General features: G+C 48.3%; 19 protein-coding genes. 4 read left to right on the top strand and 15 right to left on the bottom strand.

Annotation, left to right across the window (positions count from 1 at the left end; translation table 11 throughout):
• Positions 1–15 precede the first annotated feature (15 nt).
• On the top strand, positions 16–471 hold the full coding sequence (locus C8R30_RS08560) for a CopD family protein (RefSeq protein WP_338061123.1): 456 nt from the start codon (positions 16–18) through the stop codon (positions 469–471).
• Between the two features lie 75 nt (positions 472–546).
• The gene (locus tag C8R30_RS08555; RefSeq protein WP_090667895.1) at positions 547–1,029 is read left to right on the top strand and encodes an FKBP-type peptidyl-prolyl cis-trans isomerase; all 483 of its coding nucleotides are present in this window, start codon (positions 547–549) and stop codon (positions 1,027–1,029) included.
• Positions 1,030–1,188: 159 nt separating this feature from the next.
• Here C8R30_RS08555 and mutS read toward each other — a convergent pair whose 3' ends face one another.
• From mutS to C8R30_RS08485, 13 genes are all read right to left on the bottom strand, one after another.
• On the bottom strand, positions 1,189–3,780 hold the full coding sequence (gene mutS / locus C8R30_RS08550) for a DNA mismatch repair protein MutS (RefSeq protein WP_258191971.1): 2,592 nt from the start codon (positions 3,778–3,780) through the stop codon (positions 1,189–1,191).
• A 224-nt stretch (positions 3,781–4,004) separates the two neighbouring features.
• Positions 4,005–5,180: a type III PLP-dependent enzyme gene (locus C8R30_RS08545; protein WP_090667901.1), complete on the bottom strand. Its 1,176-nt coding sequence runs from the start codon at positions 5,178–5,180 to the stop codon at positions 4,005–4,007.
• A gap of 379 nt (positions 5,181–5,559) precedes the next feature.
• Positions 5,560–7,341, bottom strand: coding sequence for a complex I subunit 5 family protein (locus C8R30_RS08535; RefSeq protein ID WP_090667906.1), 1,782 nt, complete (start codon positions 7,339–7,341; stop codon positions 5,560–5,562).
• Complete coding sequence (locus C8R30_RS08530; protein WP_090667908.1) at positions 7,338–8,834, bottom strand: complex I subunit 5 family protein; 1,497 nt, start codon at positions 8,832–8,834, stop codon at positions 7,338–7,340. Before C8R30_RS08530 ends, C8R30_RS08535 begins: the two co-directional genes overlap by 4 nt.
• Positions 8,831–10,297, bottom strand: a complete 1,467-nt coding sequence (locus C8R30_RS08525; protein ID WP_090667911.1) for a complex I subunit 5 family protein — start codon at positions 10,295–10,297, stop codon at positions 8,831–8,833. The genes C8R30_RS08530 and C8R30_RS08525 overlap by 4 nt, the downstream gene beginning before the upstream one ends.
• Positions 10,297–10,605, bottom strand: coding sequence for an NADH-quinone oxidoreductase subunit K (locus C8R30_RS08520; protein ID WP_090667914.1), 309 nt, complete (start codon positions 10,603–10,605; stop codon positions 10,297–10,299). The genes C8R30_RS08525 and C8R30_RS08520 overlap by 1 nt, the downstream gene beginning before the upstream one ends.
• Complete coding sequence (locus C8R30_RS08515; RefSeq protein WP_204800077.1) at positions 10,602–11,318, bottom strand: MnhB domain-containing protein; 717 nt, start codon at positions 11,316–11,318, stop codon at positions 10,602–10,604. Before C8R30_RS08515 ends, C8R30_RS08520 begins: the two co-directional genes overlap by 4 nt.
• Positions 11,319–11,378: 60 nt before the next feature.
• Complete coding sequence (locus tag C8R30_RS08510; RefSeq protein ID WP_239654212.1) at positions 11,379–13,772, bottom strand: phosphoketolase family protein; 2,394 nt, start codon at positions 13,770–13,772, stop codon at positions 11,379–11,381.
• On the bottom strand, positions 13,759–14,979 hold the full coding sequence (locus C8R30_RS08505; RefSeq protein WP_107789943.1) for an acetate/propionate family kinase: 1,221 nt from the start codon (positions 14,977–14,979) through the stop codon (positions 13,759–13,761). The genes C8R30_RS08510 and C8R30_RS08505 overlap by 14 nt, the downstream gene beginning before the upstream one ends.
• Positions 14,972–15,313, bottom strand: coding sequence for a Na(+)/H(+) antiporter subunit B (locus C8R30_RS08500; RefSeq protein WP_090667920.1), 342 nt, complete (start codon positions 15,311–15,313; stop codon positions 14,972–14,974). The genes C8R30_RS08505 and C8R30_RS08500 overlap by 8 nt, the downstream gene beginning before the upstream one ends.
• Positions 15,301–15,600 carry a monovalent cation/H(+) antiporter subunit G gene (gene mnhG / locus C8R30_RS08495; RefSeq protein ID WP_090667922.1) on the bottom strand — a complete coding sequence of 100 codons (300 nt, stop codon included), beginning with the start codon at positions 15,598–15,600 and terminating at the stop codon, positions 15,301–15,303. Before mnhG ends, C8R30_RS08500 begins: the two co-directional genes overlap by 13 nt.
• Positions 15,587–15,862: an MrpF/PhaF family protein gene (locus C8R30_RS08490; RefSeq protein ID WP_107783081.1), complete on the bottom strand. Its 276-nt coding sequence runs from the start codon at positions 15,860–15,862 to the stop codon at positions 15,587–15,589. The genes mnhG and C8R30_RS08490 overlap by 14 nt, the downstream gene beginning before the upstream one ends.
• 1 nt (position 15,863) lies before the next feature.
• On the bottom strand, positions 15,864–16,379 hold the full coding sequence (locus tag C8R30_RS08485; protein ID WP_107789942.1) for a Na+/H+ antiporter subunit E: 516 nt from the start codon (positions 16,377–16,379) through the stop codon (positions 15,864–15,866).
• 309 nt (positions 16,380–16,688) lie between these two features.
• On the opposite strand from C8R30_RS08485, the gene C8R30_RS08480 reads away from it, so the two are divergent.
• Positions 16,689–17,591, top strand: coding sequence for a recombination-associated protein RdgC (locus C8R30_RS08480; RefSeq protein ID WP_090667930.1), 903 nt, complete (start codon positions 16,689–16,691; stop codon positions 17,589–17,591).
• Between the two features lie 901 nt (positions 17,592–18,492).
• Here C8R30_RS08480 and C8R30_RS08475 read toward each other — a convergent pair.
• On the bottom strand, positions 18,493–18,837 hold the full coding sequence (locus tag C8R30_RS08475) for a hypothetical protein (RefSeq protein WP_090667934.1): 345 nt from the start codon (positions 18,835–18,837) through the stop codon (positions 18,493–18,495).
• A gap of 386 nt (positions 18,838–19,223) precedes the next feature.
• Positions 19,224–19,535, bottom strand: a complete 312-nt coding sequence (locus C8R30_RS08470; RefSeq protein WP_090667938.1) for a c-type cytochrome — start codon at positions 19,533–19,535, stop codon at positions 19,224–19,226.
• 411 nt (positions 19,536–19,946) lie between these two features.
• Here C8R30_RS08470 and C8R30_RS08465 point away from each other — a divergent pair, with 411 nt between their 5' ends.
• The gene (locus C8R30_RS08465) at positions 19,947–21,266 is read left to right on the top strand and encodes a hypothetical protein (RefSeq protein ID WP_258191970.1); all 1,320 of its coding nucleotides are present in this window, start codon (positions 19,947–19,949) and stop codon (positions 21,264–21,266) included.
• Positions 21,267–21,285: the final 19 nt, after the last annotated feature.

Here is a 21,285-nt window from a genome sequence, read left to right as displayed (position 1 = left end):
TTCTGAGTAACAAATATGATGAAAATACCTTTATTGCTCCATTTGCTCGGTGTAGTCGTTTGGATAGGCGGGATGTTTTTTGCCTACATGATTTTACGTCCAGTCGCGGTGCAATTGCTCGAGCCTGCGCTGAGATTGAAACTGTGGCAGGAAGTATTTAGCCGTTTCTTCCCTTGGGTATTTCTAGCAGTGGGCCTTATCCTGGCAAGTGGGTTTTATATGATCATGCAAATGGGGGGATTTGCCAATGTCGGTTTGTCCATTCACCTCATGCTTGCGATAGGCCTACTGATGACGCTGATTTTCTTTTATGTTGTTTTCTCAGTATTCAGCAAACTTAGAAACCATATCGCAAAGGAAGAATGGCCAAGTGCCGGTGACGCGCTAGGGAGAATTCGCTGGTTGATCGGGTTTAATCTTATACTGGGCATCGCAACCATCACCGTTGCGCTGCTTGGCCGGTCAGTTTAATCTGACCTGATCGTGGAAGTATACAAACAGCCGTATACTTCGTTTTCAATGTAATTCAATAAAAGGCATAAACATATGCGTATAGAAAAAGATACTGTGGTATCACTCCAATATTATAAATTGTCCAACTTGCAGGGTGAAATTGTCGATGAATCGACTTCACCGGTCAGCTACCTACATGGCGGCTATGGTGGAATGTTTCCCGCAGTAGAAGCTGCACTACAAGGCAAAGAAGCAGGATACGCCTTGTCCATAGCGATGGAGCCAGAAGAAACCTTTGGGGAATACGATAGTGAATTACTGCGTATCGAACCCCGCAACGCATTTCCCGAAAATGTGGAAATAGGCATGCAGTTTGAGGGTGGAGAGGAAAATTCCGAGGATATAATGATTTATACGGTAACCGATGTAACCGATGACATTGTAGTCGTCGATGGCAACCATCCGCTGGCGGGTATGGCCTTACAATTCGAATGTACTGTCATGGCAGTCCGAGCGGCTACAGCTGATGAAGTATCGCACGGTCATGTCCACGGACCACATGGTCACGATCACTGAAACGTTTTAAAAAAATTACAAATATGAAAACATACCCCAATCATTGGGTTGGGTGATGCTCATTCCACGCTTGCTTATTCGATATATTTTGTTCCTACGCGTGTTCTGCCTTGCGCTAGGAGTATTCACGATGATTTTTTGACAACGTTCAGCAGGAGATCAATCCTTATCCAGCATCGATCGTAACGTATAGAGCTGTTCCAACGCTTGCTTAGGCGTAAGTTCATCGGGCACAAGCTGACTTAGATAGGCAAAGATAGGGTGCGTTGTCTCAGGTAATGGATCGGATGTAACCCTAGGCAGCTCCATGAATAAATCGGGTTGAGGGTTCTTCATGGCACTATCTCGTTCCAGTTGGACTAAAATCTTCTTAGCCGCTTTGATGACCGGGTTCGGTACACCGGCCAATGCAGCGACATGTAAACCATAGCTCTGACTAGCGGGCCCCTCGTTTACCGTGTGTAAGAATACGATATGTTGCTTGTATTCGACCGCACCCAAATGGACATTGACTGCTTGCCCGAATTCTTCTGCCAGTCGGGTCAGTTCGAAATAGTGGGTAGCAAAGAGTGTATAGCTTTGAATTTTAGTGAGCAAATAGCGCGCTATCGCAAACGCCAGCGCCAAGCCGTCGAATGTGGATGTCCCTCGTCCAATTTCATCGACCAGCACCAGGCTTTGTGCGGTGGCGTGGCGTAGAATATTGGCAATCTCTGTCATTTCGACCATGAAAGTGGAACGCCCCCCCGCCAAATCATCGGATGCACCGATACGGGTAAAAATCTGATCGATGGGACCAAGACGCACGCTACTGGCCGGCACATAGCTCCCGCAATGCGCAAGTAATACAATCAAAGCAACTTGCCGCATATAAGTAGACTTCCCGCCCATATTAGGGCCGGTGATGATTAGCATTTGCCGAGCACGGCCGTCCCACGACCCGAGCTGCGCATCGTTGGCAATATAATGATCGACTTGGCTTTCCACGACCGGATGACGACCCGCTTGGATAGCTATAACAGGCTCATCGGTAAAAATCGGCGCAGTATAGTTAAGTGACTGGGCCCGCTCCGCAAAAGTGCTGAGCACGTCTAACTCTGCAACACTTTGCGCCATCCTCTGTAAGTGATCGATATAGCCAAGAAGGTGGTCAAGCAGCATTTCGTATAAATGTTTTTCCCTGGCAAGCGCTTGATCTCTGGCAGACAAGGATTTATTTTCAAAAGCTTGCAATTCTGGCGTCACATAGCGTTCGGCATTTTTGAGCGTTTGCCGTCTACGATAATCCGGTGGAATTTTATCGCTATGCACATGCGTGATTTCGATATAAAAACCGTGCACACGGTTATATTCGACTTTCAGATTAGGAATTCCGGTGCGCGCTTTTTCCTTTGCTTCCAATTGCAACAGAAATTCACCGCAGTTATTTTGCAGTGCACGTAATTCATCCAACTCGGCATCGTATCCGTCAGCGATAACCCCTCCCTCACGCAACAAAACTCCTGGCTCGGGTAGTAACGCACGCTGCAGCATTGTCACCAGTTCATTCTCTGGCCGCATGGCTTCCGCCAGTCTCGTAAGGTGCATACTCGAAAGATCAACCACCTTGAGTGTAATGGCGGGAAAATAAAGCAAACTATCACGCAAGCTGGAAAGATCACGCGGCCGCGCAGATTTAAGCGCAATACGCGCACTGATACGCTCAATATCGGCGATATGCTTAAGTTGCTCCTTGATCGCCTTATAAGGCGCTGCTGAACCAGGCGCTTCAATCAACTGAGCGACACTATCGAGGCGATGTCGAAGCGCCGTGTAATCTCGCAGGGGATGATGCAACCAGTGCCGTAGCAAACGACTACCCATGCTGGTTGAACACGTATCTAGCAATGACATCAATGTCGGTGAAGATTCTCCCCGCAGAGTCTCTGAAATTTCCAGATTGCGCCGTGTAGCTGCATCCATACGGAGATAGTTCTCATTGTGTTCGACTTGAAGCGACTTGATATGCACAATATCGGTCGCTTGCGTGAGACGAACATATTCGAGCACCGCACCAGCGGCCTGCAAGGCTGCATGCATTTCATTACAGCCAAAAGCGGAAAGATCGTGGGTACCCATCAATCGAGTCAGATGACGAACAGCATTATCATAATCGAATTGCCATGCTGGCAACCGCTTATAGATACTCGATTCCGTTGAAGCAGGCAGGTTTTCGAGCGATTCAGGCAAAAGAATCTCAGCAGGCTTCAGTCGTTCCAACTCGCTCATCAGATTAGCGGGGGAAGTTTCCAGCAGACGAAACTGACCTGCAGCCAGATTAAGCCAAGCCAAGCCTAATACCGATTTTTGTAGTGAAATCGCCAGTACGATACAATCGCGCTTGTCATCCAGTAAGGCGGCATCTGTCAGTGTGCCTGGCGTGATAATTCGTATAACTTTGCGTTCTACCGGCCCTTTGCTTTTTGCAGGATCGCCTACCTGTTCACAGATCGCGACCGATTCACCCAGCTTGACTAATTTTGCCAGATATTGATCTGCAGCATGATACGGAACACCTGCCATTTTGATGGGCTTTCCCGCGGAAGACCCCCGCTGGGTCAAGGTGATATCGAGCAGCTTGGCCGCTTTTTCAGCGTCTTCAAAGAACAGCTCGTAAAAATCCCCCATTCGATAGAACAAAAGTTTATCCGTATGTTGCGCTTTGATGCGCAAATACTGCTGCATCATGGGAGTATGATTTTCTAAAGCCATGTGATTAAAACGTGTAGGGTGCGACCTGTCATTGTAACAGGCTGAAGCAGTGCGCTATGGATTAGCGTACTCAGGCATCGGACGATACCTACCTAAGCGGATTTAGGGTTCTACGCTGATAAATACTGAGCTTGTTGAAAATAACGAGATTTCCAACAAGCCCAGTTTGGTAGGGATCGACAGCATCACCATGCTTGATTAATCATTCGTGAAAGGCACACACCCTATAGTACAATCACATCGGGTAATGGAAAGCCATTGAAATTACTAGCATACGCAGTAGTATAAGCACCTGCGTTTGGAATAAAGATGAAATCGCCTTCCTGGATATCATCAGGCAAAGGCTCATCATGCATCAGCACGTCGACAGAATCACAAGTTGGGCCTGCAATAGACCACGGTATCTTGTTACCTTGACGATTTGTCAGGATCTCATAACGCAGGCCTTCGCTCACTTCAATAATTCCGCCAAAGATACCCGCATCCCAATACATCCAGCGTTTCCCATTGCGAGTAGCCGTCCCTACCACCCTGCAAACAAAACAGGCTGAATCGGATACTAGATAGCGGCCAGGTTCTGCCATGACACGAATATCTGCAGGAAGATCAGCAATAGCCGCATTGACAACTTCAGCGATCACTTCGATAGAAGGAATGGGTTTGACATGGCGTACAGGATAGCCACCACCAATATTGAGCAAGCGAGGCCTCAAGCCAGCCTGCCTCATATCTGCGAAAACATTTTTAGCACGCTCGATGCCTACTCGCCAGTTTTGTGGATTACGGCATTGTGATCCCACATGAAAAGTTACACCTGCCAGATCTGCGCCGATATGCGCTGCCTCATCGATAATCTCTTTGATATCAGCAAGATGCGTACCAAATTTACCGGCCAATGGCCAATCGCTGCCAATATTGGGTGTATCGATACGCAAATATAATTTTGCATCTGACTTGATGCTGACGATTTTATGAAGCTCTTCAATACTATCCAGAACATACCATTCCACACCTTTTGCAGCGGCATATTCGAGATAAGCACGTGATTTCATCGGATTGCTATAATAAATTTCTGCTGCAGGAACACCCATGCTAAGCAACAGATCAAGTTCAGCGATCGACGCAATTTCAAATCCAGCACCTTCTTCGATCAATGTTCTCAAAACTCGTGGATCAGGATTGGCCTTGGCGGCATAATGCGGGTGGACGCGCGGCATGGCCGCTTTGAACCGACGGATTTTATTGCGGATAATATTACTGTCGACTAGCAAAAAAGGACGGCTGTATCCTTTCTTGAGGGCTTCTTCAACACGGGAGAGATCTAAGCTGATCTCTGGATGAGTGTCAAAGATAACTTCGCTTTCAATTCTCTTTTGTACAGTGGCGGAACGCACTTTCATCATTAACTCCTTTCAAAGGTCGCTACGTTTCAGGGATGTGGACATGAACCAAATCAACATGCACAAAAGAATTCGCTTTGCTTTTCATGATGACCTCCTTACGCTTAATATTAATCATGCTGTAATGTTGTTAAAGGGTACGAATTATAGGCTGCATTTTCAGGGAATCAAGCATTTTTTTAATGAAATAAATATGGCTAATTCTAAAATGGGTCACTCGTAATTTATGCGGCTGGGGTAACCGGTCATTTTCAACTTTCCCTTGTGAAATTCAGCTAAAGACAATAAAAATAGGCTGTTGTTCAAACCTAGAAATTAACGATAGATCGTCACAATAAAATAAAACTCCATTGGAGTGAAACTTCGTTTCTCTGACCTTTCAAAAACTCATTTTTCCCCACCCAAGAATCAGGCCAAGCACCAGGAACCCCATGAGTGCGGTCGGCCATCTGCATAGCTGCCATTCCAAACGCTCGATCAGGTGCTGCCATTCGATTGTCGTACGAATCCGCTGCAAAAAGGACTGCAAAGATTGGTACCGGTGGGGTAGCTCATCACAACACAAGCGGCGGGCGCCATTGAGAATGTAATGAATGATCCATTCAATGGGTGCCAATATATCTCCCGGCGGTATCCTTAGACTGAAAATCTGCCCACCGAATGTAGGTGAATTAATGGCGAATCGCCGCGGTAACCACTGATTGCGGGTTACCGAAACCAGCATGATCAAGCCAGCCAGCATCACTGGCCACAAACTATCGAGCAAAATATCACCTGACCAAAGATCAGTTTCGCTTGCTAATGGCCACCAGGGCAGTGAAGCGACCAGCATGAGCAAAACCACCCAGGGCACCATCAGCGTGGGCACACTGAGCGGTTCTGTTTTTCTGGTAGAAACCGGTTGAGATAGCATGAATAGAAATTTGCCAAGAAGAAGCGCAGTAGCAATCGCGCTACAGGGAAGCAATGTCTGAAAAACTGCACTCCAGATATCAGGGGCATGCAGAGTTTGCATTTTCAACAAGGTTTTCGCCACCATGCCGCTGGTAAAAGGTGCGCCCGCAAGCGCCAAAGCAGGAAGCCACAATCCAACCCAGGCCAGCCGCCGCCAATGACCGCTGCACTTCCCCAATACCCCGACACCCAAGAAAAGCGAGCCTTTGGCCAGACCATGGTGTAGCGTGTACACGAGTATGGTAGCCAAAATACCCGGCCATGCCGCAGGCACCATCAACCCCAATCCTACCGCCGCAGTCAGCACACCCATCTGACTGATACTGGAGTAGGCCAATAATGTCTTCGCGTCGTGCTGCATAAGCCCTACAGCGACTGCATAAAAAGCCGCAATCAAGCCTAGCGTGATGAACAGCCCTCCCCAGGAATGCATCAAAGCTTCGCCAAGCGGCAGCAGTTTCAACCAACCAAGCAAGCCTGCTTTGATCATGCTGCCCGACAAGACCGCACTCGCGGGTGTCGGTGCGACCGGATGTGCGAGTGGCAGCCATACATGCAAAATGATAACACCTGCTTTGATGCCAAAGCCAATCAACGCGAGCGAAATCACCCAATCGAGCAGACTGGATTGTGCGATCACCGGACGGGCGAACTCAAAAGATAGCGTTTCAGCGATGACAGCGGCCCATGCCAATGCGGCAAACAAAGCAACTTCACCTACGATAACAAGAATAATATAGATTTTACCTGCGTAACTGGCAGCGGCATGCCGCTCATGAACGACAAGACCGTAGGAAGCAAAACTCATCAAGGTGAAAAACAGATAAAAGCTCAGCATATCCTGAGCCAATATCAAGCCGACATTTCCGAGCATCGCCACATTAAAAAAAGAAAAGAAGCGCGCTTGTTCAATCAAAGGTAGATAGCCTTTTGCATACACGGCCGCTAACCACCAGAGCAATGCGGTCAATAGGAGAAAAATGTGGCCGGTATCATCCAGGCCGAGCTCGGTTCCAAGCAAAAGCCAAGAAAAATAAAAGGTCTCACTTGGCCCAATAAAAACGGCCAGTATCACCGCTGGTACGGCGGCCCAAGGTGACAACCGACAACCCCATGCCCGCGTGGCCGTGCACGTGGTCATGCCTACCAGCATTAATGGCCATGTCAATGTCAATACAAGCCAGAACAGTATCGTAAAACTCATCATTGATAAAACTGATTATGGGTAATGAAGCGAACCCATTCCAACGGCGTATAAGGAAGTGATGCCAACAAACCCGCAGCCACGGCCATTCCAGCGGTAGCGAGCGCCGGCAACAACAGCGTCCAATTTGTTTCGCTGTTATCGAAGTGTCGATTCTCACACCATGGGTGATCCGGCTCACAAAACCAAACGATATAAAGCACAGGCAGAAAATAAGCAGCATTGAGCAATGTGCTGGCGATCAGCACGAGAACGACCCAACTCTGCCCTACCTCGAGTGCGCCTAACCCCAGATACCATTTACTGATGAAACCGGCAATAGGCGGTATACCGATCATGCCCAGCGCGCCTACGGTAAAAGCAGCCATAGTAAGGGGCATACGTTTACCCACACCTCGCATCTCACTGATTTTATGGATGCCAAGGGTTTCGGCCAAATTACCTGCGCAGAAAAATAACGTAATCTTCATTAATCCCTGATGTACCAGATGAACCAAGCCACCGATCGTCGCAATTGGCCCAACGATGGCCACGCCTAACGTAATATAGGAAACCTGACTGATCGTGGAGTATGCCAGTCTGCGCTTGAGATCATCCTGGAACAAAGCGCGCAGCGATCCATAGAGAATAGTGATGGCCGCCAGAATCGCAAGCGGTTGCGTCACCCCCAGCTGTGATGCAAACTCCGCGCCATAGACGTCGTAAACGATCCGAATTACTCCAAATGCACCAGCCTTCACGACCGCAACCGCGTGCAATAGCGCACTTACGGGTGCAGGTGCAACCATCGCTTGCGGAAGCCAGCCATGCAGGGGAATCAAAGCGGCTTTTACCCCAAATCCCATGACAAGAAGAAAAAAGATTGCGATCAGCGCTGGATGCTGCGATTCATCTACAGTCTGCAAAAATCCACGCGAAGTAAACTCCAAGGTGCCCGTCACGGTGTATAGCCAGACCGTGCCGATCAATAACAGGACACCGCCGGGCAGCGTGTAACGGAGATAGGTATGTCCAGCCTGGCGGGCCGCCTCTGTTCCACGATGAACCACAAGGGGATAGGTCACGAGCGTCAGCATTTCGTAAAAAAGCAGAAATGTGAGTAAATTACCCGCCATTGCCACCCCAGCGGTCGCGGTCACACACAGACTAAAAAACCCGAAAAAACGGCTACGATGTGGAGAACCCTCCAAATAACCGATAGCATAAATCGTTGTTACCAGCCATAGCAGCGCGGACAGCGTAACAAAAAGCACGGACAATGGTCCCATCTGCAGGGTGAAGTCAAGGTTGGGAAGAAATTGCAGCCGTGTTTCAAATTGATGTCCCTGATAAACATCCCAAACCATCCAAGCCACCAGCGCCAGCTTGGTCACAGCGCCAAATAAATTCAGCGTTGTACGAATACGCACACTCGATTCGGGCAATGCAAAAATGATCAGGCCAGGCAGTAGCGAACTGCATAGAACCAGCAGGGGTAGCGAGCTTTGCCAAATCATGACGGCGCCTCCCCAGACAGGATCCTGAATGGATCACCCACTTCAAATAGCATAAGCGTTTGGGCTGCACTCAACCCCAGTAAGATCGAGCTCGTGGCCAGCACCAAAGCGACCCATTCCATGACCGCAGGCACTGCGTGCACCTCGTGTGTATTTTTTGCCGGAGTAAACGCGTGACCTACTACTCTGAATACATAAGCTGCCGCTAATATTCCGCCGACCACGATCACCACAGCCCAGCCCCAAAGTGCGTGCGCCACCGCCACCTCCAGCAGCAACCATTTACCGATGAATCCACCGCTCGGTGGCAATCCAATGATGCTGACACCCGCAAGCGCAAATGCGCTGAGACTCAGTGGCAAGCGCTGCACTACCCGGTCCAAATCGATAATGCGATCATGGCCACAAAATAACAGCATATTGCCAGCAGCCAAGAACATCGCAGCCTTGGCGAAGGCATGTGATAGCGCCAAATAGAGTGCTCCCTGCCAAGCATTGGCATTGACTGCCGCAAGTGGAAAAACTACAAACAAATAACCCAGTTGCGCCACTGTCGAATACGCAATCAACAGTTTCAATCGGGACTGACGCAATGCTTGCAGCGAACCCCACAGCACCGCCGCAGCGCCAAACACACCCAATATAACGTCGATGCCTACATTGACATTGCCGAATACTTCCAGCCATAGACGTAACAATAAATAATAGGATGCTTTCACCACCAATGCGGAGAGTAACGCACTGACCGGCGCAGCAGCGCTGGCATGCGCAGGCGGTAGCCAGAAGTGGAGGGGGAAAAGTGCGGTTTTAAGCAGCAAACCGGCCATCATGAGACCAAACGCTGCGGAGGTGATCGGGGAAGCCACGACGCGCTCGGCCAGCAATGCGATATCGACTGTCGCATAAGCATGATAAAGCAGCGCAACGCCGAGCAAATAGCACAAAGAACCCAGTAGACTGACCAACAAATAACGCATGGCACCGGTCAAAGCGTCAGCACTGCCCGCCAAGGCGGCCAAAGCGACTGCTGCCAGGCTAAGTAGCTCTAAGGTTACATAAAGATTAAAAATATCAGCAGAAAGAAACAACGCATTTAGTGCCGTCCACAAGAACAGCCACAATGGCCAGAAATAAATCAGCTTATGCCGGGCGGAACGAAAGTAAGACGGCGCATAGCAACTAATCGCGAGCCCAACGACCGCGCTCATGATCAGCAATGTCATACTCAAACCGTCTACGTAAAGGTCGATTCCCAATGGCGCGCCCCAGCCCCCTAACGGATAGCGCGGTACTTCCTGCGTAGAAATTAGCCAAGCCAAGCGGACTGTACATAAGTTAATCGCCAATGCAACGCAGATGCCAATTGGCGTCGCCACGGCACGAAACAAGAAGGTCAGCAGGGCGCCTGACAGCGGAAGCAGAATGAGGGCGACACCCCAGATAAGAGCAGTTGAGGAAAGCACTAGTATTTTTGTTTTTCCGGTAATACTGCCTGGCCGGTGGTATGCTGGACTTGCAACATCAAAACCAATGCCAAGGCTGTTGCTGCCACTGCCACTACAATGCCCGTGATAATCATGGCATGAGAGATGGGATCAGCCGTACCATCGGGAAGCCGGTGCGCCAATCCAGCCAGAACTAGAAACACCCCGCTTCCCATAATGTTGATCGCCAGGATCTTTCTCAATAAATGCGCATAAATGATCAAACCGTATAGCCCCAAAACAAACAAGCCAATACCCGCCAACGCAAAAAAGAAGGTTGAACTCATATAGTGCTGCCAGGTTCGTCAGGCCTACCACCCAGAAATAGCGCAACCAATATCGCACTAATAGACACGGTCGCACATAGCTCGATCAACAAGATAATGCTACCCGCCCATTGCGGTGGATAAGCCAGTAAATAAGTATTTAGCCATAGCATACTGAGCGCAGCACCGATAAACACGGCCACTCCGCTAACCAGCAACAATCGCAGCAGCCAGGGCAACAATGAAGCTGGCAACTGCCAATCGGACAACAGCAGCAAAATGCCCGCTGCTGTCAACAATGCCCCTGCCTGAAAAGCACCACCAGGTGCATATGCCCCTGCCCACAACACATACCCCGCCACCAAAGTGATGAGCGGAATCAGCAGGCGGAGCAACCCATCCTGCACAAGACCGGGAGGATGGGTTTCTGGTGCTGCCTTGATCGGCGTCAGCGACCATGTTCCCATCACTGCAAGCAGCAATACGCCCATTTCCAGCAACGTATCGTAACCTCTGAAATTCATCAGAACCGCTGTGACAGGGTGACTCACCCCGCTTTCATGCATCGATGCCGCCAGCGTCCACTTCAATTCAGCATAGTCAGGGGACAAAGACCAAATGGCATAAAGCAATCCTACCGCTATCATCAAAACTATCCCGCCCACCGTCAAACGGATCGGCCAGGATGCGATCGTATCTTCTTCCATTTTTTGAGAAAGCACTTTAATTTGCATATCGCTTCCTTTTATGCAACAACGACGGCCGATGATTCTTGTCCATTAAGCAAATAACATTCAGTGATGCGTCCATTTCCAGTTGCGAATCTCGGGCATATCCTGGCCATGCGTATTGATATATTCGCGGTGTTCTACCAGCTTATCGCGCATGATCTGTTTTAAATAGGCTGCGGTGTAACCCAGTTTAGGCACCCGGTCAATGACATCATCCACCAAATGAAAGCGGTCTAAATCGTTTCGTACTGCCATATCGAATGGCGTCGTCGTAGTGCCTTCCTCCTTATAACCGCGCACATGAAGGTTGCGATGATTGGTGCGACGGTAGGTTAGCCGATGGATCAGCCACGGATAGCCGTGATAAGCGAAAATAATCGGTTTATCGGTGGTAAACAGCGTATCGAAATCTCGGTTGGATAAGCCTTGTGGGTGCTCATCCTCATGTTGGAGTGTCATCAGATCGACGACATTGATCAAGCGTATTCTGAGATCGGGCACATGATCCCACAGAATGCTGACCGCAGCCAATGCTTCGATGGTAGGCACATCCCCCGCACAAGCAATGACCACATCCGGTTCAATGCTTTGATCATTACTGGCCCAATCCCATATGCCGATCCCTGCCGTGCAATGCTTGATGGCAGCATCCATATCCAGCCACTGCACCTGAGGTTGCTTACCTGAGACGATCACATTGACGAAATCACGGCTGCGCAGGCATTTATCCGTGACATACAGCAGACTATTCGCATCGGGCGGCAGATAAATACGGATGATGCTTGCTTTTTTATTGACGACATGATCGATGAATCCAGGGTCTTGATGCGAAAACCCATTGTGATCTTGGCGCCATACATGGGAAGTCAGCAGGTAGTTCAGTGACGCAATCGATCTGCGCCAAGGGACTTCCTTGCTCACTTTGAGCCATTTTGCATGCTGATTGAACATGGAATCCACGATATGGATAAACGCTTCATAGCAAGAAAACAAACCGTGTCGGCCTGTCAGCAAATAGCCTTCCAGCCAACCCTGACAGGTATGCTCGCTCAGTATTTCCATGACACGCCCATCGGCGGCCAGGTGTTCGTCATCCGGTAACGTATCGGCAAGCCAGGTGCGCGGCGTCACATCAAATATATCATCGAGGCGATTGGAGGCGGTCTCATCCGGTCCGAAAACACGAAAATTCTTGGTCTGCATATTCGCCCGCATGACATCCCGCAAGAAACGCCCCATGATGCGGGTCGCCTCTGCCGTTACCTGTCCTGGCTGCGTCATATCGATCGCATAGTCACGGAAATCGGGCAAACGCAACTGTTTCAGCAGTAACCCACCATTGGCATGCGGATTGGCGCCCATACGCCTCTCACCGGCGGGTGCGAGTGCACGCAACGCTTCTATTAAGCGGCCATTTTCATCGAACAACTCCTCGGGACGATAACTCTTCAACCATTGCTCAAGCTGTTGCACATGATCTGGTTGCTTAGCAAGATTCGCCAAGGGCACTTGATGAGAGCGCCACGTGCCTTCGATTTTCTTTCCATCCACTTCCTTTGGCCCCGTCCAACCTTTGGGAGAACACAAAACAATCATTGGCCAGCGCGGTCGCCGCGCCAGCCCCTGTTGACGCGCACCCGCTTGAATCGCGCGAATCTCGTCCACGACCCGATCGAGCAAACCTGCCATTTTCTGATGCATATCGGGTACAGTATCGCCTTCGACCACATAAGGTTGATAACCATAGCCTTGAAAAAGCTGAAGCAATTCTTCCCGGCTGATTCGCGCCAACACGGTTGGATTGGCGATCTTATAGCCATTGAGATGCAAAATTGGCAGTACCGCACCATCATGAAGGGGGTTGAGAAATTTATTCGAGTGCCAAGCAGTTGCGAGTGGGCCAGTTTCGGCTTCACCGTCCCCAATCACACATGCGGCAATCAAATCCGGATTGTCAAACACCGCACCAAATGCATGCGACAGCGCATAGCCCAATTCTCCTCCTTCATGGATCGATCCCGGAATTTCCGGTGTAGCATGGCTGCCGATGCCGCCTGGAAAGGAAAACTGACGAAATAACTCCTTCATGCCTTCGCTATCTTGCGATACATCGGGATAATGCTCCGAGTAAGTTCCTTCCAAGTAAGTATTGGCTACCAGTGCCGGTCCACCATGACCCGGACCAGCGATATAGATCATGTTCAAGTCATGCTGTTTGATGACACGGTTCAGGTGCGCATAAATAAAATTGAGACCGGGTGTCGTTCCCCAATGGCCCAGCAGCCGCGGCTTGATATGGCTCAGCTCCAGTGGTTCGCTCAACAAAGGGTTGTCCATTAAGTAAATCTGGCCGACCGACAAATAATTGGCGGCACGCCAATAGGCGTCGATTTTGTCGAGTTCTTCCGGGGATAGGGGGGGTAACTGAGCAAGGGTAAAATCATTATTTGTCATCATTGAGGCCCTCTTTTTCGTTGGTAATCACCCGCTGATCTGCTAGTAATTTATAAGTATGGTGCGCGATCATGCGTTCTTCGTCCGTGGGCAAAACCCAGACCTTGACACGACTGGCTGGAGCACTGATACAGGCAAGGTTTGCTGAATTTGCTGCTTCATCGAGCTCCATACCGAGCCAAGACGACTGCCGACAAATCTGCGAACGCACCACTGGAGCATGCTCTCCTATGCCAGCGGTAAACACCAAAGCATCGAGTCCACCGAGTATCGCAGTCAATGCGCCAATTTGGCGACTCACCTGCCAGACAAAATAACGCACTGTCTGTTGCGCACGTGGCTCATCACTCGCCAACAGTTCGCGCATATCTCCGCTGATACCGGACAATCCCAGCAATCCAGAATGGTGGTGGAGCAAATCCGAAATCGATTCGATGTCCATCCGTTCCTCACGCATCAGATAAAGCAATACGGCAGGATCAAGGTTACCGCAACGGCTACTCATTGGCATTCCCTCCAAAGGAGAAAATCCCATGGTAGTACCGACACTTTTCCGTTGTTTCAGTGCACATAAACTGGCTCCATGGCCTAAGTGGGCAACCAGAACCCGTCCATCCGCGTCATCACCCAAATAGTCTGGCAAGATGTTTGCTATGTATTCATAGGAAAGTCCGTGAAAACCGTACCGACGGATTCCTTTCTCCGACCAGCGTATAGGCAACGCATACACTTGCTCCTCAAAGGGCATGGTTCGATGAAAAGCAGTATCGAAACAAGCGACCTGAGGTAACTCCCGTTGAAACCGCTCGATCGCCCGGATGCCCTCCAGTGCGGGAGGCTGATGGAGCGGCGCCAATGGCGCCAACTTTTCCAAGCTGACCATCACTTGTTCATTGATGATAACGGGATGGTTGAACGCGACCCCACCATGTACTAGGCGATGGCCAACACCCACTAACCGAAAGGAGGCCATCTGCTCAACCAACCACCGCAGCAGTCTGCTCAGGGCATCCTGATAGCTGCTCCCCTTGAACGTTTCTTGCCAATCAATCTCACGCTGCTCCAAATCTGTCACAATAAATCGTGAAGGTTGCCTGGATAAATCCAAGTGGCCACGCCAAATTAACGTCTCCGATTGCCCCTCAAAAGTATACAAACCGAATTTGATACTGGAAGAGCCCGCATTGAGCGTCAAAATGACATCATTCACGTTTGATGTGATCTCCGCGTCCGATGCCCTCAACAGCTCTCTGTGCGGTCGCATCGCCTGCGTTCTGGTCAGCTTTGTCAGAATACCGGCTTAAACGTGCCCACGCGGAAAGCAACAAAGCACCCGTCAGCCCCGCGCCGATCGCGACTTCAGCCAATGCAATATCCGGCGCATCTAGCCTGACCCAGGCAAGCGTCATCAACAAGCCAAACACGACAAATAGCACCACCGCTCTGAACAAATCCGGACTGGACAGTACCACCCAAGCCACTCCTATCAACATGAGCGCCAGCAAGAGATCGAAAGCACCATTCACCAACATCAAGACTTCCATGGCATAATTTTCCCACGAAGCGCGCCGCGCGCAACCAAATGACAAGCCGCGGAGGAAGCCAACAGCACCAATAGCCAGATAATGATCAATTTGAGTACGGCCGACCAGGACTCTGCCTGTACCGCCAATCCAGCGATGACAAATCCCAACCCCAAATTATCCGCTTTGGTAAGCGCATGCAACCGGGTATATACATCAGGAAAACGCAATAAGCCGACTGTTCCCGCCAAAAAAAAGACTGTGCCGACAATCAACAATAAACCGGAAACGATATCAACTAGGATCATCACTTCGTTCCATTTTATTTGGCCAGGCACGGCGCACAAAAGCCACCACAGTAATCACTGCCAGCAAGGCAAATACCATCGCCACATCTTGCAACGCACTGTTACCGGAAGCTTGTGACAATAGCAGTAAAATCGCAACCGTCGTCGTGCCGAACAATTGAGCCGCCAGCATGCGATCAGCAATAGTTGGCCCACGCAATAGTCGCCACATGCCCGCAGCGAGTGTCAGCAACAAGAACAATGCCAAAAGTTGGTAGATCATATCAAGAAATGTTGATAAAACGCTTATCTTGCACTGCGTTACCGCTAACCATGGGTAACGTTATGTTATAGATCTGGGCGATCTTCTCCTCCAATCGTGCTAGCTCTGATTGATACGCCCTGCGGCCATCCAGGACATGAACAACGAGTATCGATTCTTCCAGGTCAGCGGCAAGCGTGCCGGGTAGCAGACTGATCACATTGGCCATGAATATCTGTGGTGCACCGTGAGGCAACCGCAAAGGGTAAGTCACCAGCCCAGGGGCAATATTCACGCCGGGCTTCAAAGCACGCAAGGCAACGTCAATGCCACCTTGCAAGGAATGCCGCATAAAGAAAGGTAAAAAATGGCGGATACCCTTAACAGAAAAGTTCTGCGGTGAAGCCATGCGAACGCTCAGCCATGCAACCAGCGGAACGAACACCCCGCCTATCCACCAAGAACTAGGCGCACCTTCCGTAAAAACCCACCACAACAATGCAAAAATTGCCATGCGAATGATTAGACTCATTGTCATACTGTCTGTCTTGGTTCAAATGCAGTTCTTGTATTGTAGCTTTTTTAGTGCACGCAGGGTTTCAATAATGGCCTCCATGCCATACCTTTTTCTCGAATAATTCAAACAGACTTGATCATCTTACTGATAATTAAGAAATAATTTACAACACTACAACGCGCCGATCGTACTCCCCATATACCGCAATTAATTGAATACCTCGTAAACACGATCAAATTGAACAAACCTGATCAATCACAGGTACAATTCTCCGCACTTTTAGCACTCATCGCAAATTACCCACTAGATTGATTTGATTGAGGTACACCTATGTGGTTCAAGAATATACAGATATATCGTATCGACGACTGGAAGATTACTTCCGCCGAACTTGATGAATTGCTCTCAAAACGTCCCTTGCAAAACTGCTTGAATATGGAAATACAAAGCCAGGGATGGGTGCCACCCGGTATCGAGGAAACCCGGCTAGTTTATGCGCGTGGACAACAAATGCTCATCGCGCTTGGAACGGAAAAAAAATTATTGCCGGCTTCCGTTGTCAATCAGCTCGCCAAGGTACGCGCCTTAGAAATGGAAGCGCAACAAGGTTATCCGCCTGGCCGCAAACAGATGAAAGAAATCAAAGAGGCAGCTTTATATGAGCTTCTGCCACGCGCCTTTGCCATCAGGCAAACGAATCATGCGTGGATCGATCCGACTGAAGGTTGGCTTGTCATTGATAGCGCAAGTACTGCCAAAGCAGATGATTTTGTCGAAACGCTCCTGAAAACGATCCCCACACTTGTGCTCAAGCGCACTCATACGGTCCTGACGCCGGCTTCAGCCATGACTCGATGGCTAGCGGGAGATGCATTGCCCCATGTCTTTTCCATCGATAGCGATAGCGTATTTCGCAGCAGGGAAGACAAAAAAGTTTCGATAAGCTATCACCGGCACCCACTCGACTCGGATGAAATTACTAGACACGTCAGAGCGGGAAAGGAAGTTACCAAGCTGGCTCTAGTTTGGCGAAACAGAATTGCTTTCATCCTGGATGAAAACCTACAAATAAAGCGGCTTACCTTACTCGATATCGAAAAAGAACCTGCCGAATCCGCCGAAGAGCAATTTGATAGCAATTTTTTTCTGATGACTGAAGAATTGAAGCAGCTATTGCCTGATTTGATCGATGCATTGGGAGGCGAAAGTAGCGATCAAATTTCCAGTTTGTAAAAAAATGATGTGTCCTGAAATGCAAGTGCATACAGAAATGCGGTGCAACGATACAATGTGTTGCTCGCGCCGTTGGTATAGTGCAATGCTGCTGAATTACAGGCCGGACGGAACTTAGATCATCACCTCGAATCGATTATCAAAAACTTATAACAGCTCAAGGAAATCAACGCCGCGGTTTATTCGATGTAAATAGGAAATTACCATAACACCCGGACAAACGCGTGTATGGAATAACCGTTTCAGTTTGGCAGGTGCAGTCAAAGTCACCGAGCGATATCTCTGCTACCTGCCAAACGAAAACTCACTGGAACAAATAAAAGCATAGTCTCTAAACATCCCTATTTCTTCACAATACATCGTCGCTCACCGAAAATGTTTCCTTACCTATCGATCATAGGCCACGACAGCATTATTTGCTCTCGCCTCATCTTGTTTAAGACTGTGAATTTGTAGAGATAACCCTAAAGACTTTTTATCGTATTCCTAGAAGCGAGAGAAATAGAATAGCTTTGTACCTGCTTGATACCAATTTCTGACTTGATGCTAAGCGCAGGGGAAATCGGATATTCTTCGATTCCATTGCAATGGTGATACGATAGTTTTTGACACAGCATCACATGCTTAGTGCTGGCCATGCCTAACTCTAGTAGAGGCCATGAAAAAATATACCACCCCTCCAATCACTATGTACTATGCCGGAAGGTACTCGTTACGATTTTTTTACAGCCTCTCGCCCAAAAAAGCAAAAGAATACCTAAGCGGCATCTGCGATTATTATTCCATGCTTTTCTGTCTACCACGGCAATCGCCGGTTTCCGAGTTACAAGCAATACACGCTATCCGGTTTTATTCTCGACTTCTAGGGTTTACTTAAGAATAGGTTTCTTAATTATTGATACTAATAGCCACCACTCGCGGCTTCTGCTTTATCTTTTAAAGCATCACCCGCTTCTTCCGTTTTCTCTGCGGCATTATCGTAGGCTTCGCTCATAGATTCTTTCATACTTTCCATTGATTCATCTATTTTTTCACCTGTCCGTTCAGCGGGCCCTTCGGTTGCGTCACCTAACTCCTCTATCTTTTTAGCCGCTTTATCAATCGCTTCATCGATAGCTTGTTTACTGCTGTCTACAGATTCATCTATTTTCTTGCCCACTTGCTCCGCAGTTCCCTCTTGTCCAGAACAACCAGCAACAAGAAAAGAAAGAAGAAGCAAAGATATTGACAAAGTAAGTTTGTTCATCAGACACCTCCTTTTATAAAATAAAAAATTGGACTCTTGAAATTATTTTCAAGACATCTCTGATGCACTTTCGTAGAATTGAGAATAGATTTTCTCTCGTGAATAAGACCCACCAGCCAGACCTGCCTTGTTTATAATCACAATTTCGCGCCTTTATCCAGCACAGAAAATCCCATGATCGTTACTTACAAATCAAGCTAAATCAAGCTGACCAGTCAGTCGTAACCATACCGCATTATATCGACAAATACAAATTTTATATGCTGTACGGCAATTTGATGACAAACAGATGTTCATTCAAAGCCACATAACCAATACATGCATCAAACAATTGTTAATTATCAAAGGAAAATGCTTATTCACCCCTATTACAGAAGCTTGAAAAATTATCTATTCTTGTCGCTATGCGTCAAAATATATTCCGCCAATCGATCCGCCGCCTCACCTTGAATATTCTTGAAAGCTGGCATTCTCATGCTGCCTGTCTGTACTTTGTTGATAATCGCCTCTTTATTAGCCATTTTTTCACTGAGCAGCATCGCAACATCCTGGCTTAATGGTTTATGACACTCGGTACAAGCCGTACTGAAAATCCGCTCCCCGCTGTCGTCCGCGCCAGGCGCATAATCATTACTTTTTCCACAGCCCACTAAAATTATCAACAGCGACAATATCAATCCAATATTCATTTTTTTCATTTCACTCTCTCCAGATTTTGTATAGCCAAAAGACCATACCGAGCTATCAACCATACCCAGATACGACTCCGCTTGTCAAACCTTCATTACGGAATCAGGCAGGGTGTAGGCTAGCTAACAACAAAACAAACGAACTATGATAAGAAACCGAAACCACGATAATAAAGTCAGTTTCAATTCATAATCATTATCATTCACACAAATAACCCAAAGTGTATTACAAATACATCAGTAGAAAATTTGCATTTATACTAAATTGAAGGTTAGTAGAAGTAGAAAAGCATAGGTACATTTTTTAATGTCTGACAATATATATAGCTCATCGACTGAGCTTGTTAGATGAACATGGATAAAGAGTTAGTTAAAGGGGATGGATGGAATATGCACGATGGAACAAACGCGAAAAACAATATGAGCAATATAAAACGCAGCTCATCTAGCCCATCAGCACCTGGCTCGCTTTTCTATCTATGTAAAAAGCATACTATTTTTTCTGTGGCTGCCGTACTTGCATCTATCCTTTTGCTGCTCTCATCATCTTATGCCTATTCCGTAGATGTATCCGTCAAACCGATTTCCGACAGACTAAAAGTACAAGCTGACGAAACCAGGTGGATCAGCTTGGGTGCAGGGTTTCGTGGGACAGGGCTATGGGCGGAGAACCAAAGGTCAGGTAACTTGAATGGTGATTTTAGTATCGATAACGCGCGGCTTTATCTGAACGGGCAATTTCATCAGTACCTCAAATTCGAAATCAATACGGAATGTTTCTTCTGTAACAATACCGGCGCGAATGATAATCCCAAGATGTCATATAACATTCTCGATGCGATAGCTAAATTCGAGTTCAACCGTTATTTCAATGTCTGGGGAGGACGAATGCTGGTACCTACCGAACGGGGTGAGCTCAATGGGCCTTTCTTCCATGCCACACATGATGGATTCAAGACACCTTTCTTCTCCCAGGACTTTAGCGTTAAATTCGGCAATGGGGGGGCTGGCCGGTACGGGCGGGATGATGGTGCAACCTTATGGGGAAGCGTGGAACCAGGTTTTGTTCCAGGTACGCTAGGCTATGCAATGGGGGTTTATCGCGGCCTCCAATCTTCTAATCTTGCAGGACCCAATACAGGAGGCAGTGTACTCACCGCCGCACGTTTTACTTATAATTTTTGGAATCCGGAAAAAAATCCAGGCTATTACACCGCGGGAACCTATTACGGCAAAGCAGGCGATATTCTCGCACTCGCCTTTGGTATGTCCTACCAGAAAAATGGGGCGGGCTCCCTTGCGCATCGCAGTGATTTTCTGGGTTTCGTAGGCGATGCGCTCCTGGAAAAAGTTTTACCTCGTAATTTAGGCGTGGTCACGGCCAACGCCGAGTATAAACAATTCTACGCCGATTATTCGACAGCGGCATTCGCTGATCGTGATTGTTTTTGTATATTTGACGGTAAATCATGGACCGTCACGGGCCTTTATTTAATCCCCACGAAAATAGGGATCGGGCAATTCCAGCCGTACGGCAGATTTACCAGCGTGCAACCCAATCGCAGCAGCAACAGGGAAGAAATCGAAGCAGGCCTCAATTATATTATCGATGGCTTCAACGCACGTATCTCAGCTTATTACCAACATGGCGATCTTTTTACCAAAGGACTCAATTATGCGCCTGGTGTAACTGGGCGCGCCGTGGATATCTTCAAAATATCATTTCAAATCCAGATTTAGCGAGATGGCATCTCATATT

Origin of the sequence: Nitrosomonas nitrosa (genome assembly GCF_003051105.1) — a bacterium.
In the GTDB taxonomy this organism is placed as follows: domain Bacteria; phylum Pseudomonadota; class Gammaproteobacteria; order Burkholderiales; family Nitrosomonadaceae; genus Nitrosomonas; species Nitrosomonas nitrosa.
Note: the sequence above shows the minus strand (reverse complement) of the source record. Positions and strands in the feature narration are given on the sequence as shown.

Bases quoted from the DNA above. Each gene is read 5' to 3' on its own strand.
- C8R30_RS08560 (WP_338061123.1), top strand. From the start codon at position 16: ATGATGAAAATACCTTTATTGCTCCATTTGCTCGGTGTAGTCGTTTGG.
- C8R30_RS08555 (WP_090667895.1), top strand. From the start codon at position 547: ATGCGTATAGAAAAAGATACTGTGGTATCACTCCAATATTATAAATTG.
- mutS (WP_258191971.1), bottom strand. From the start codon at position 3,780: ATGGCTTTAGAAAATCATACTCCCATGATGCAGCAGTATTTGCGCATC.
- C8R30_RS08545 (WP_090667901.1), bottom strand. From the start codon at position 5,180: ATGAAAGTGCGTTCCGCCACTGTACAAAAGAGAATTGAAAGCGAAGTT.
- C8R30_RS08535 (WP_090667906.1), bottom strand. From the start codon at position 7,341: ATGATGAGTTTTACGATACTGTTCTGGCTTGTATTGACATTGACATGG.
- C8R30_RS08530 (WP_090667908.1), bottom strand. From the start codon at position 8,834: ATGATTTGGCAAAGCTCGCTACCCCTGCTGGTTCTATGCAGTTCGCTA.
- C8R30_RS08520 (WP_090667914.1), bottom strand. From the start codon at position 10,605: ATGAGTTCAACCTTCTTTTTTGCGTTGGCGGGTATTGGCTTGTTTGTT.
- C8R30_RS08515 (WP_204800077.1), bottom strand. From the start codon at position 11,318: ATGCAAATTAAAGTGCTTTCTCAAAAAATGGAAGAAGATACGATCGCA.
- C8R30_RS08510 (WP_239654212.1), bottom strand. From the start codon at position 13,772: ATGATGACAAATAATGATTTTACCCTTGCTCAGTTACCCCCCCTATCC.
- C8R30_RS08500 (WP_090667920.1), bottom strand. From the start codon at position 15,313: ATGGAAGTCTTGATGTTGGTGAATGGTGCTTTCGATCTCTTGCTGGCG.
- mnhG (WP_090667922.1), bottom strand. From the start codon at position 15,600: ATGATCCTAGTTGATATCGTTTCCGGTTTATTGTTGATTGTCGGCACA.
- C8R30_RS08490 (WP_107783081.1), bottom strand. From the start codon at position 15,862: ATGATCTACCAACTTTTGGCATTGTTCTTGTTGCTGACACTCGCTGCG.
- C8R30_RS08485 (WP_107789942.1), bottom strand. From the start codon at position 16,379: ATGACAATGAGTCTAATCATTCGCATGGCAATTTTTGCATTGTTGTGG.
- C8R30_RS08480 (WP_090667930.1), top strand. From the start codon at position 16,689: ATGTGGTTCAAGAATATACAGATATATCGTATCGACGACTGGAAGATT.
- C8R30_RS08475 (WP_090667934.1), bottom strand. From the start codon at position 18,837: ATGAACAAACTTACTTTGTCAATATCTTTGCTTCTTCTTTCTTTTCTT.
- C8R30_RS08470 (WP_090667938.1), bottom strand. From the start codon at position 19,535: ATGAAAAAAATGAATATTGGATTGATATTGTCGCTGTTGATAATTTTA.
- C8R30_RS08465 (WP_258191970.1), top strand. From the start codon at position 19,947: ATGAGCAATATAAAACGCAGCTCATCTAGCCCATCAGCACCTGGCTCG.